A 12263-nucleotide genomic window follows, 5' to 3' on the forward strand; every position below is an offset into this window, starting at 1 on the left:
ATAAAATTCTTATAATATTATGTTTTTCAATAATCGTTTTAAATTGGTCATGATATGAGAATTTAAATATTGTTTTATTTGTAATACAATATTTATATACAAATATAAATTCTTGTCTCGTAGGTACTATGTTTTCCATTATATTATTTAAATATAATTTACTTTTTTCGTCATAATACTTTATAATTTTACTATTTGCACCAATATTATCTAATAAATACAAATATTCTTGTTTATTATATAAAACATCGTAAAGAATAATACTATTATATATGTTTAAATCTAATTTATCAAGATTAGGAGAAAATATAAGTTTTATTTTATGTGTATTTTTAGATATTTCGCCAAATTCGACATCAAATTCTTCTTCTATAAGTGATAAGTCTGAATATGCTCTAAAAAATCCATTTAACGTATTACAAATTACTAAAGTGTCTTCTTTGAAATATTCAAATATATTTATATTTTTTATATCATTACTTTTATTATAAAAATTATCTGATATTTCATTTTCTCCAAAATTATTCTCTTTTATTCTTTTATTTTCTAAATTGTAATCTATTTGGTATAAATTGTTCGTATCTTTTGGAACAATCTTTGAAAATAACTTAATAGAATTAAAATCCTTTATCGCAGATTTTGGATGTGCCATTCTTACATCTTTAAGTAAAAATTGTACTTTTCTATTGTTGTTATAGTTATTTTCATCAAGTTGGAACAATACATCTACCTTATCTCCTCTAGTAAAATCATCTGCTAAATAAGCCATATTAAATCCTATAGCCTCATAGACATGGTCTTTTTGAAGAGTTAATTTAAGGTGTTGTTTTGCTGCTCCAACAAACCCTATATTAGAAAGAAGTAAATCCCTCATTATAAATCTCGGTGTTGGATTACTCATTCCAAATGGCTCTAATAAATGAAGGTCATCTACTAATTTTAAATCTACTTGACCTTCTTGTAGCTCATATTCTACTTTTACATTTTCAATTAGATCTTCTTGGCTTAAATTGTAGTCAGCTATTTCATTTACTCTTTTTCTAAGTTCATCTATATTTTCCATATTCATAGAAAGTCCTGCTGCTTGTTCGTGTCCACCAAATTTAGTCATTAAGTCTTTGCATTTGACAAGTGCATCAAATATGCTAAATCCTTTTATTGATCTTGCAGACCCTGTCGCCATACCTTCTTCTATAGTCAATAAGATTGTTGGTTTATAATATTTTTCAGTTAATTTTGATGCTACTATTCCTATTATTCCATGTTGCCAACCTTCATTAGCTATAACTAAAACTTTATCATCTTGGTATGCCGGGTCGCTATTTATAATCGCCTCAGCCTCACTATACATCTTGCTTTCTATTAACTGTCTTTCACTGTTTTTTTCTTCTAAATCAAGCGCTATTTCTTTTGCTTTTTTAGGGTCATCTGCTGTGAAAAGCTCTACTCCTAAGTAAGAATATCCTAGACGACCTGATGCATTTATTCTAGGCCCTACAGAATATCCTATGTGTGATGATTTTATTTGGTGAGTGTCTATGCCACATACTTTTATAAGCTCTTTTAAACCTATATTTTTACCATCTTTCATAATTTTAAGACCATTTTTTACAATTATTCTATTTTCATCTTTTAATGGCACTATGTCGCATATTGTAGCCAATGTCACAATTTCTAGATAATTGTACATAGTTGTCTTAAATTCTTCTGGTGGTGTTAAAGCTTGTATTAATTTAAATGCTACTCCACATCCACATAAAAAATCATATGGATAAGTACAGTCTTCTTGTTTGGGATTTATTACTGCGATTGCGTCTGGCACTTCATCTTGGCATTCATGGTGGTCAGTAATTATAACATCCATTCCAAGTTCTTTCGCAAATTCTACTTCTTTTGCTGATGTAATCCCACAGTCAACACTTATTAATAAATCGCATCCCATTTCATTGATTTTTTCTAATGCTTCAACACTAATTCCATAACCTTCTTTTAATCTATTTGGTATGTAATAATTAACATCATATCCTATCGACTTAAAATATAAAACTAATACAGAAGTTGACGATACGCCGTCCACGTCGTAATCTCCATAAATAAATATTCGTTGATTTTTTTCGATAGCTTCTTTTATTCTATCTACACCTTTTTGCATATCTTTCATCAAAAATGGGTCTCTTAAATAATCTAAAGATGGATTCATGAATATTTCCGCATCTTTTTCTGTTATTATGTCTCTATTTTTTAATATTTGGCTTATTTCCGGGGAAATACCAATTTTTTCACTCATTTTATCTTGTTCTATTTTCCCGAAATGTCTCAAAGTCCATTTCTTTTTATAAAGCATATAATCACCTCCTGATTTATATAAATCACATTTTTATTTTTCCAATTTATCCATTTATTATAAAAACTCTCTAAACTTTTATTACGTTAATTTCTTCCATAGATTTATTACTTATTTTATATATTCTGTTTTATATTTTTACAATTTTTATTATATTATATTTTTGTATTATTTCATAATTTGTTTTACTTTTTCCAATATACTACCGCTTTTTTAGCTTTTATTTTTTCATATACTACACCATTTTGGCTTATATCTTTTAAGTATTGTTTTACTTTTTTTTCTTGGATATTATCTATATCATACTTAGCTTTGCATCTATTTATATATACTTCATATGCATTTTCAAGTGTTCTTTCGCTGTCCCAGCTTTGATCTATATATTCTACATTAGGGTAATATCCATTTTCCCATAGTATATTGAATACATACAAAACGCTCTTTTCTGATTTACTTTCTTGTTTATTAATCCCTAATATTTTATCTATTTCATCTGTAACTGAATCTGACCTTCTCGTACCAGAACAAAATATCCCGGCATTTTTGCTACAATCTATAAACTTTTTAAATGTATCATAATTGCATATCGCAGGTGTCATACAAGCTATTACTAAGTCAAATTGATGAATCATCCCTTCTTTTTTTATATCTAATTTGGACCAATCATCACATCTAAATTCTATATTTGTCTTTTCATATTCTTTTGCCCTTTTTTGTGCAGATTCAATCATCTTTGGCGACAAATCAGTTCCAACAATTTTGAAACAGTCGTCTGATAATGCTATAGAATATTTTCCTGCTCCACATCCAACATCTAATATAGTCCCTTTTTTGTCTATTAAATTATTTTCTTTTATTATCTGTATAAATATCTCTTTTTTTACTTCTTCTAAATCATAACTCCCAAAATAATCTGCCTTTGCATTCCACAGTTTTACTGCAGCATCATCATTAGCATTTTCATATTTCCAATTTTCTTTAATACTCTCAATAAACATAATATATTCCCCCTAAAAAAAATGGATACAACATTGCTTATTGATTAATGTCGTATCCATTTATATTTTATATAATAATTTTAGCTTAAATTTATTTAAAATTACAACATATACTATTTATAAATCTCAAATTTATTTATGTCTTTGAGCATTTTTATAATAGTCATCTGCTGATTTTATTAAACTTTGTTTTTCTTCATCAGTCAATTCTCTGACAACTTTTGCTGGAGAACCCATTATAAGAACGCCATCTGGGAATTTTTTATTTTGTGTAACTAAAGCCCCAGCAGCTATCATGCAGTATTCTCCTATTTCTGCACCATTTAGAACTATTGCACCCATACCTACAAGACTGTTATTACCGATTTTACATCCATGCACTAATGCGTTATGACCTACTGTTACATTATCACCTATAACAGTGTCTACATCCCATCCTACATGAATTACAGTACCATCTTGTATATTAGTATTTTCACCTATTCTTATAGCATGTTCATCACCTCTAAGAACAGTGTTATACCATATGCTTGAATTTTTACCTATTTTGACATCACCTATTATGTCCGCACTTTCTGCAACAAAAACAGATTCGTCAATCTCAGGCATAATTCCATCAAATTCTTTAATCATTTGCATTCGCCCCTTTAAATATTAATTTCCTTCTAACATTAATTTGGCTTGAATCATTATAGCACATTCAGTACGTTTCTTTTGCATTTCACATCCAAGTTTATAAGGAACTTTTATGTCATTGTTGAAGTTGATTGCATTTGCATGACATCCACCTGAACAATAGAATTTGTTCCAACAGTTTCTACATTCATCTTTAGCATAAACGTGAGCTTCTCTGAACATATTTGTTACTTCTTGTGGTAATTCTATTTTTTCTTCTAATATATTTCCTAATTTGAAGTCTTCATTTCCTACGAATTGATGACATGGATATATATCACCTGATGGAGTTATTGCTAGGTATTCATTACCTGCACCACAACCAGTTATTCTTTTTATAACACAAGGTCCTTGATTTAAGTCTATCATAAAGTGGAAGAATGTGAAACCTTCGTCTTTTAATTTCATATCTGCATATTGAACTGCTAATTTCTCATATTCTTCAAATACTTTTGGAAGATCTTCTTCTCTTAATGCATAAGGATTTTCTTCTTCTCCAACAACTGGCTCTACAGATGTTAATTTGAATCCTTCATTTGCAAAGTGAAGTACGTCTTCTGAGAAATCTAAGTTATCTCTAGTGAATGTACCTCTTATGTAGTAGTATTTGTCTTTTGGTCTTTCAGATACTAATTTTTTGAATTTAGGAGCTATTATATCATAACTTCCTTTGTTATTTACTGTAGGTCTCATGTTGTCGTTTACTTCTTTTCTACCGTCTAAACTAAGAACTACATTGTGCATATTTTCGTTTATGTATTTTATTTTTTCGTCGTCTAATAAAACACCATTTGTTGTTATTGTGAATCTTATATTTTTTCCACGAGCTTTTTCAGCTTCTCTTCCGTACTCAACAAGTTGTTTAACAACGTCGAAGTTCATTAGTGGCTCTCCACCAAAAAAGTCTATTTCTAGGTTTCTTCTATTTCCTGAATTAGCTATTAAGTAATCTATTGCCGCTTTACCAACTTCAAAGTTCATTATTTCTTTTGCTCCACCGAAGTCACCTTGTGATGCGAAACAATATTTACATCTTAAGTTACAATCGTGTGAAACGTGTAAACATAAAGCTTTTACAACTTTTTGTCTATTTACAAAGTTTGGATTAAATTCGTATGTATCTGTTGTGAATAATAATCCTTCTTCTTTTAAACTAGTTATTTCATCATATGCTTCATCTATTTGTTCTGCTGTGAATTTATCTTCTAACTTAGCTATTATTTCTTCTTTTGTATTTTCTTCATATAAATCAACTAATTCATATGCAACATCATCTAATATATGTACGCTTCCTCCATCTACGTCTAATACCATATTGTATCCGTTCATGGAAAACTTATGTATCATGTCTATTTCCTCCTAAAGTTAAGTTTTGTCTATTTTTTACACAAAATTTATTATAACTTTTTAAGATGATGTAATCAAGTTATACACGACTTTATTTATCGAAATATAAATATATTTAAAACAAAAACTCTCTCGCAATTATGTGAGAGAGTCTTTGTAATACTTTTTCTTATGGGTGTTTGTTTAAAAATCAAAAACATAGTTTTTTTCAACGTTAACTCTAATTTTTTGTCCAACTTTAACTTTTTCTATATTTTTATCAACTTCCATTTGTAATGAAAGATTGTTTTCATTGTCACAATTTTTTATATGTATATTGTAAGTAAATGAATTTTCTATTACTTTTACAACAGTCATTTCAAATATATTTTCACCATCTTCTATATCTTGTGAATTATCTTCAACAACTTTCATATGATGTGCTCTTATTCCAATATGTTTAGAATTTTCGTTGACACCTTTTTCTATTTTACAGTTAAATCCCCAATCTTTGGCAAATACTGTATCTGTATTAATTATATCACAAGATGATATGTTTTTGCATCCTGTTATAACAGCTTCTGTCATACAACTTGGATGTACGAACAACTCATTCTTTGTTCTTTTTGGTAATGAAAGCCCATTATCAAATACTATTATATCATCACTTATTCTATAGGCCTCTGATATATCATGAGTTACAAATAATACATTTCCATCAAAGTCTTTTAATATTTCACATAATTCATTTTCCATATTACTTCTAAGATGATAATCTAATGCTGAAAATGGCTCATCTAATATTAATATATCTGGATTTAAACATAATGCTCTAGCTAGTGCTATTCTTTGTTGTTGTCCTCCTGACAATTGCCATGGGTATCTATCTTCAAATCCTGCTAATCTGAACTTCTTAAGATATTTTTTAGTTATTTCATCTTTTTCTTCCTTAGATAACTTTTCTATCCCTAACTGTATATTTTGTTTAACTGACATATGTGGGAATAGTGCATAGTTTTGGAATAAAAACCCTATATTTCTCTGTTGAGGCGTTAGGTTTATCTTTTTTTCTGAATCAAAAAACACCTTTCCATTTGAAATTATTTTTCCTTTATCAGGTTTTACAATACCTGCAATACATCTTAGCGTCATACTTTTTCCGCATCCAGATTGACCTAATAATCCAACTATCCCATCTTCTTGCTCAAATTTAACTTTTAATTTAAAGGAGCCTAGATCTTTTTCTATATCAACATATAAAGACATTTCTATTTACCTCCTCTACTTCTTTTTCCAACAAGGTCTTGCTGTTTATCAGACCAAAAGTTTAATACTAATATCATAACTACAGAAATAGCCACAATTGTCGCTACCCATAACATAGCTCCCTTATAATTCATTGCTTGCACTTGGAAGAATATCGCAAGTGGCATAGTTTGAGTTTTTCCTGGTATATTACCAGCCATCATTAATGTAGCTCCAAATTCTCCTAATGCTCTTGCAAAAGATAATACTACTCCACCGATTATTCCTGGCCAAGCAAGAGGTACCGAAATCTTATAAAAGATTTTCCACTTACTCATTCCTAATGTTTTTGCCGCTGCAATTAAATTATCGTCAATTTGTTCAAAAGCTGAACGTGATGATCTATACATCATTGGGAATGCTACTACAACAGCCGAAATTACTGTTGCTGTCCATGTAAATATTAAGTTTATATCAAACTGTAATAAGAACTTCCCTGCTGGTCCATTTTTACCAAAGAAAATAAGTAAAAAGAACCCTAAAACAGTAGGAGGAAGAACAAGCGGTAATGTAAATATACTATCGATTATTCCCCTCCATTTCCCTTTATAGTTTGCAACTAAATAAGCTGTTCCTATTCCTAAAAAAAATGTTATTACTGTTGCCAGTAAAGATGTTTTAACGGAAATCCAAAGAGGTGTTAAACCTGCATCCATCTTATTCTTCCTCCTCTTAAATTTTATAATCTTCTCTATTTATTAATAACCTATAAATGACGCAAATGCATCATCTATAGGTTATGTCATTTAAAATCATTATTTTTAATTTATAATATCTATAATTTAAAACTATTTAGCTTTTTCAAATCCATATTTTTCTAATATAGCTTGTCCTGCATCACTTAATAAGAAATCTTCAAATTGTTTAGCAGCATCTGATTGTTTGCTATCTTTAAGAACAGCTATTGGGTAAGCTATTTCTGAGTGAGTATCTTCGTCAGTAGTTAAAACTACATCTACATCATCTACTCCATGAGCATCACTTAAGTAAACAAAACCAACTTGTGCAGCACCTTGTTGTACATAAGATAAAACTTGTTTAACGTCTTTACCTAAAACTAATTTGCTTTGTACTGCATCATATAATTTAGTATTATCTAAAACTTCTTTAGCGTATTTACCAGCTGGAACACTTTCTGGATCTCCTATAGCTATTTTTGTTATAGAATCAGATTTTAAATCATCTAATGAATCTATTTTTTCACCTTTAGCAGCTACTAATACTAAATCATTTATTAATAAAGTTTTTACATCGTCTTTATTTATTGTTCCGTCTTCAACTAATGCATCCATTTGTTTTGCACCTGCAGATATAAATACATCACATTCTGCACCTTCTTGTATTTGTTGCATTAATGTTCCTGAAGAACCTAAGTTAACTGTTAATTTTACATCTGGATTTACTTGTTTGAATTCTTTTTCTATTTCTACCATTGCTTCTTGTAATGAAGCTGCTGCAGATATTTTTAATTCTATTTCTTTTCCTGATGATTTTGAAGATGATGCATCACTTGATGCACCTGAAGATGAGCTAGAAGATGATGAACTTCCGCTATTGCTGCATCCTACTGCACCTAACATTAAGCATAATGCTAGTGATAAAACTCCGAATTTCTTTTTCATAATTGAAATTTCCCCCTACCTTATAATTGTTCGTCACAACTAAACATGTTATAACATTACTAGTTTGTATATTTTTGTTATGTTTTATAATGTTTTACCATTTTTAATTATGTTTATTCTTATTGTATAATGTTTTCTCTTTTTTTTCAACTTTTTTAGACAAAATTTACCTTATTTTTTTCTGCTTTTCGACCAAAAATGATGTTAATAGTATAATTTTTAGATATACATAATTAAACAAATATTATAAAATATTACATAAGGAGGCTGATATTATGGATTCAACATCATTAACGCCATTAGAAGTTGCGGAATTATTAAAAATAACCAAAAATACAGTTTATGAGTTAATAAAAAGAGGTGAACTTCCAGCTTATAAAGTAGGAAAAAAACTTCGTATTGATAAAGAAGATATCAATAATTATATAAATAATCAAAAAAAAGGTAGTTCATCACCTCAAACTAAACATTCAAAACAAGAAATCCTTGCAAATGATATAGCTATAGATAAGGACATGAATATAGACGATAAAAACATTATAATTTGTGGTCAAGATATGATTTTAGATATTTTAGGTAGAAATATTGAAAGTCGTCTTCCATCTATAAAATCATACAGATCTTATATGGGAAGTTATAATGGTCTAATTAATTTATACACTAATAAAGCATCTATTGCCTCAGCTCATCTATGGGACTGGGAAACTTCAGAATATAATATTGATTTTGTTAAGAAATTACTTCCTGGAATTCCATGCACAATAATCAACTTGACATATAGAATTCAAGGTTTTTATGTTCAAAAAGGGAATCCTAAAAATATAAAGGGATGGGACGATTTAAAAAGAAATGATTTAAATTATATAAACAGAGAAATTGGATGCGGTGTCAGAGTTTTATTAGACGGCAAATTACGTGAACTAAATATTCCTTCTAATAAGATTAATTGTTATAACTGTGAAGAAAACTCTCACTTAGCTGTTGCAAGTGCTATTGCAAGAGGTAAAGGTGATTTTGGTTTAGGTATAGAAAAAGTCGCTAAGCAAATAGATAATATTGATTTTATTCCTCTACAAAGGGAACGATATGATTTAGTTATAAAAACTGAAAATCTAGAAAATCCAATTTATAAAGAAATTTTAAACATTATTAATTCAGATGAATTCAAAGATGAATTGGTAGGACTTGGTGGTTATGATTTAAAAGATACGGGAAGAATAATAGCAGAAACATAACCCACCTTTAACTTTTAAAAAGGGAATTGAACGGTAACTCAAATCACCATTCAATTCCCTTTGTATTTTATGTAGATACTATCTTTCACATTCTTGGTTAGCAACTGTACAAGAAGTCTTGCAAGCTGATTGACAAGAAGTTTGACATTCTCCACATCCACCTTTAGCAGCACTTTCTTTTAAAGTAGCTTGAGATAAAGTTTTTATATGTTTTTTAGCCATGTCGAATTTCCTCCTAATCTTTTGTTTGTATGTATAATTTTATAACACTTGAATAATTATAACATATATTCCATATATTTAAAAATATTTTAGAAATTAACTCCTATAATTCCTCCAATTCCACCGGCTACAGTCGTTAATATTACACTATATAGCATACTTATCTCAAAAGAAAAATTTTCTTTTGCTAAGAAAACTAATACTATTAAAAATACTATATAAAGCAATCCTTCAAGCAATCCATATAACAACCCTTTTTCTTTTATTTGTTTACAAGCATAAAATCCACCAAATGCAGCACCAAAAGTTGTAATAATGGATACTATTAATCCCATACTATCTGAAGACATCTTTGTAAAAGTTAATAATGCATTGTAAATTAAAATTACAATTAGAGTAAAGATATATGCATATCCCAATCCTTTAAAAATACTTATCGCTTTATTCATAAAAAAACCTCCCTTCTTAAATAAATATATTTAAGAGGAAGGTTTTAAATTCCTAATTATTATTTACTTTCTTTTTTTGATTGAACGCTACCTATAGCCCATTTTTGTATTGGCATTTTAGTTCTGCTTGGTCCAAATTCTATAACTATAGTTTCTTCTTCAACTTTTGCTATGTTAGCTACTATACCACCTATAGTTACTATAGTATCTCCAACAGCTAAAGAATCTCTCATTTCTTTTAATTCTTTATCTTTTTTCTTTTGTGGTCTTATAAATAAGAAGTAGAATATTGCAAATAAAGCAATTATATACACAATTGACCATACTAATTGTTGATTCATTTTATTTTCTCCTTTAACTTTTATTTAAAAATATTTATTATTAAATATTATATAGTAAATATTTTATAATTCATACCCATATTTAGTAAAAAATTCTTCTCTGAAGTCTAATAGTCTGTCTTCTCTTATTGCTTGTCTAACTTGTTCCATTAATTTAAGTAAGAATCTTAAGTTGTGTGTTGTTATAAGTCTAGCAGCTAATATTTCGTTAGCCTTAACTAAGTGTCTTATATATGCTTTTGTGTAGTTTTGACAGCAATAGCAATCACACTCTGGATCAAGTGGAGTAAAGTCTTTAGCATAAGCAGCATTTCTAACTACAACTTTACCTTGGCTAGTCATAGCAGTACCATTTCTAGCTATACGAGTTGGAAGTACACAGTCGAACATGTCTACTCCTCTTATTACACCTTCGATTAAGTCGTCAGGTGAACCAACACCCATTAGGTATCTTGGCTTATCAACTGGCATAAGTGGTGTAGTATATTCTAATACTTCGTACATAAGTGGTTTAGGTTCTCCAACACTAAGTCCACCTATTGCGTATCCTGGTAAATCTATAGCAGTTATTTCTTTTGCTGATTGCTCTCTTAAATCTTTATACATACCACCTTGGATTATACCGAATAATGCTTGGTTTTCTGTATTTTTGTGAGCATCTTTACATCTTTGAAGCCATCTTGTAGTTCTTTCTAAAGATTTTTTAACGTATTCTCTGTCAGCTGGGTATGGAGCACATTCGTCAAATGCCATCATTATGTCTGAACCTAATGCATTTTGTATCTCCATAGCTTTTTCTGGACTTATGAAGTGTCTTGAACCATCTAAATGTGATTTAAATGTAACACCTTCTTCAGTTATTTTTCTAAGTGGTCCTAGTGAGAATACTTGGAATCCACCACTATCTGTTAATATTGGTTTGTCCCAATTCATAAATTTGTGAAGCCCACCAGCTTCTTTTACTAATTCGTGACCTGGTCTCATATATAAGTGGTAAGTATTACTTAGGATTATTTGTGATCCTATTTCTTTTAATTCTTCTGGTGTCATCGCCTTTACTGTTGCTTGTGTACCAACTGGCATGAATATAGGCGTTTCTATACTTCCATGTGGTGTGTGTAATATTCCAAGTCTTGCACCACTTTGTTTACAAGTTTTGATAAGTTCGTATCTTATTGCACTCATTTTGTTTCTCCTTAAAATTTCAAATATATTGATTCATCTCTATATTAAATTTATGATGTAAGTATATTTATTAAAACATACTTACATTTTCATCATCATCTTTTAGATAAGATGATATTATACTTTTGATAGTAGATTTTGATTCTTTTTCTGTGCCTTCTTTGTCCTTTTCCGGCATTAAATATTTCTTAATGAAGAATATAGCTGCTATAGCTAATACACCTAATAATAATTCACCTGCACTTGATGACTTAGGTATTAAAAGTAGCTTTCTTGCTATTGCGTATAAAAGAACTTCTAATAAAGTTTCAGGTCGATGTAAGCAAAGCATAATTACTAATTCTACGGCTATTACAAGTAATAATATTTGTGCCAAGAAGTTATTTAGTTGCTCGTAATTAACAGGATTTGCGAAGTCGATAATATAAGCACCATAAACCTCTCTCAAAATATCGAATATACCTAAAAGTATGACTAATAGTATTACTACTGATAGTAAAATCTCACATAAATGTGCTATTTTAATAAAAGTCTGCTTTGTATTTCTTTTCATTTTTTCGG

General features: G+C 29.2%; 13 protein-coding genes. 1 reads left to right on the plus strand and 12 read right to left on the minus strand.

Annotation, left to right across the window (positions count from 1 at the left end; translation table 11 throughout):
- The 7 genes from recJ to modA form a co-directional block, all read right to left on the minus strand.
- Window positions 1–2344: single-stranded-DNA-specific exonuclease RecJ (gene recJ, locus RDX53_RS06745; protein ID WP_307993887.1), on the minus strand; the 2344-nt coding region annotated here is incomplete at its 3' end.
- 185 nt (window positions 2345–2529) lie between these two features.
- Window positions 2530–3342, minus strand: coding sequence for a bifunctional 2-polyprenyl-6-hydroxyphenol methylase/3-demethylubiquinol 3-O-methyltransferase UbiG (locus RDX53_RS06750; protein ID WP_195931441.1), 813 nt, complete (start codon window positions 3340–3342; stop codon window positions 2530–2532).
- Between the two features lie 132 nt (window positions 3343–3474).
- Complete coding sequence (locus RDX53_RS06755) at window positions 3475–3975, minus strand: gamma carbonic anhydrase family protein (protein ID WP_195931440.1); 501 nt, start codon at window positions 3973–3975, stop codon at window positions 3475–3477.
- A gap of 21 nt (window positions 3976–3996) precedes the next feature.
- Window positions 3997–5370: a thioether cross-link-forming SCIFF peptide maturase gene (gene scfB, locus RDX53_RS06760; RefSeq protein ID WP_195931442.1), complete on the minus strand. Its 1374-nt coding sequence runs from the start codon at window positions 5368–5370 to the stop codon at window positions 3997–3999.
- A gap of 177 nt (window positions 5371–5547) precedes the next feature.
- Window positions 5548–6609, minus strand: a complete 1062-nt coding sequence (locus RDX53_RS06765) for a sulfate/molybdate ABC transporter ATP-binding protein (RefSeq protein ID WP_295676983.1) — start codon at window positions 6607–6609, stop codon at window positions 5548–5550.
- 2 nt (window positions 6610–6611) lie between these two features.
- Window positions 6612–7304: a molybdate ABC transporter permease subunit gene (modB, locus tag RDX53_RS06770; protein WP_195931438.1), complete on the minus strand. Its 693-nt coding sequence runs from the start codon at window positions 7302–7304 to the stop codon at window positions 6612–6614.
- A gap of 132 nt (window positions 7305–7436) precedes the next feature.
- Window positions 7437–8270, minus strand: a complete 834-nt coding sequence (modA, locus tag RDX53_RS06775) for a molybdate ABC transporter substrate-binding protein (RefSeq protein ID WP_295676980.1) — start codon at window positions 8268–8270, stop codon at window positions 7437–7439.
- Window positions 8271–8545: 275 nt separating this feature from the next.
- On the opposite strand from modA, the gene RDX53_RS06780 reads away from it, so the two are divergent.
- Window positions 8546–9505 carry a helix-turn-helix transcriptional regulator gene (locus RDX53_RS06780; RefSeq protein WP_295676977.1) on the plus strand — a complete coding sequence of 320 codons (960 nt, stop codon included), beginning with the start codon at window positions 8546–8548 and terminating at the stop codon, window positions 9503–9505.
- Window positions 9506–9583: 78 nt separating this feature from the next.
- Here RDX53_RS06780 and scfA read toward each other — a convergent pair whose 3' ends face one another.
- From scfA to RDX53_RS06805, 5 genes are all read right to left on the minus strand, one after another.
- Complete coding sequence (scfA, locus tag RDX53_RS06785; RefSeq protein WP_007286268.1) at window positions 9584–9727, minus strand: six-cysteine ranthipeptide SCIFF; 144 nt, start codon at window positions 9725–9727, stop codon at window positions 9584–9586.
- A gap of 89 nt (window positions 9728–9816) precedes the next feature.
- On the minus strand, window positions 9817–10176 hold the full coding sequence (locus tag RDX53_RS06790) for a TIGR04086 family membrane protein (RefSeq protein WP_195931435.1): 360 nt from the start codon (window positions 10174–10176) through the stop codon (window positions 9817–9819).
- Window positions 10177–10235: 59 nt separating this feature from the next.
- Window positions 10236–10517 carry a preprotein translocase subunit YajC gene (gene yajC, locus RDX53_RS06795; protein ID WP_195931434.1) on the minus strand — a complete coding sequence of 94 codons (282 nt, stop codon included), beginning with the start codon at window positions 10515–10517 and terminating at the stop codon, window positions 10236–10238.
- A 63-nt stretch (window positions 10518–10580) separates the two neighbouring features.
- Window positions 10581–11702 (minus strand): tRNA guanosine(34) transglycosylase Tgt, encoded by a 1122-nt coding sequence (gene tgt / locus RDX53_RS06800; protein WP_295676971.1) that lies wholly within the window; start codon window positions 11700–11702, stop codon window positions 10581–10583.
- A gap of 70 nt (window positions 11703–11772) precedes the next feature.
- On the minus strand, window positions 11773–12255 hold the full coding sequence (locus RDX53_RS06805; protein ID WP_295676969.1) for a phosphate-starvation-inducible PsiE family protein: 483 nt from the start codon (window positions 12253–12255) through the stop codon (window positions 11773–11775).
- Window positions 12256–12263 lie beyond the last annotated feature (8 nt).

The organism is uncultured Intestinibacter sp., from assembly GCF_902468165.1.
GTDB lineage: Bacteria > Bacillota > Clostridia > Peptostreptococcales > Peptostreptococcaceae > Intestinibacter.

Coding starts and splice junctions, on each gene's coding strand:
- modA (WP_295676980.1), bottom strand. CDS start 8,270: ATGAAAAAGAAATTCGGAGTTTTATCACTAGCATTATGCTTAATGTTA.
- RDX53_RS06755 (WP_195931440.1), bottom strand. CDS start 3,975: ATGATTAAAGAATTTGATGGAATTATGCCTGAGATTGACGAATCTGTT.
- yajC (WP_195931434.1), bottom strand. CDS start 10,517: ATGAATCAACAATTAGTATGGTCAATTGTGTATATAATTGCTTTATTT.
- modB (WP_195931438.1), bottom strand. CDS start 7,304: ATGGATGCAGGTTTAACACCTCTTTGGATTTCCGTTAAAACATCTTTA.
- RDX53_RS06805 (WP_295676969.1), bottom strand. CDS start 12,255: ATGAAAAGAAATACAAAGCAGACTTTTATTAAAATAGCACATTTATGT.
- RDX53_RS06790 (WP_195931435.1), bottom strand. CDS start 10,176: ATGAATAAAGCGATAAGTATTTTTAAAGGATTGGGATATGCATATATC.
- RDX53_RS06780 (WP_295676977.1), top strand. CDS start 8,546: ATGGATTCAACATCATTAACGCCATTAGAAGTTGCGGAATTATTAAAA.
- tgt (WP_295676971.1), bottom strand. CDS start 11,702: ATGAGTGCAATAAGATACGAACTTATCAAAACTTGTAAACAAAGTGGT.
- scfA (WP_007286268.1), bottom strand. CDS start 9,727: ATGGCTAAAAAACATATAAAAACTTTATCTCAAGCTACTTTAAAAGAA.
- RDX53_RS06765 (WP_295676983.1), bottom strand. CDS start 6,609: ATGTCTTTATATGTTGATATAGAAAAAGATCTAGGCTCCTTTAAATTA.
- RDX53_RS06750 (WP_195931441.1), bottom strand. CDS start 3,342: ATGTTTATTGAGAGTATTAAAGAAAATTGGAAATATGAAAATGCTAAT.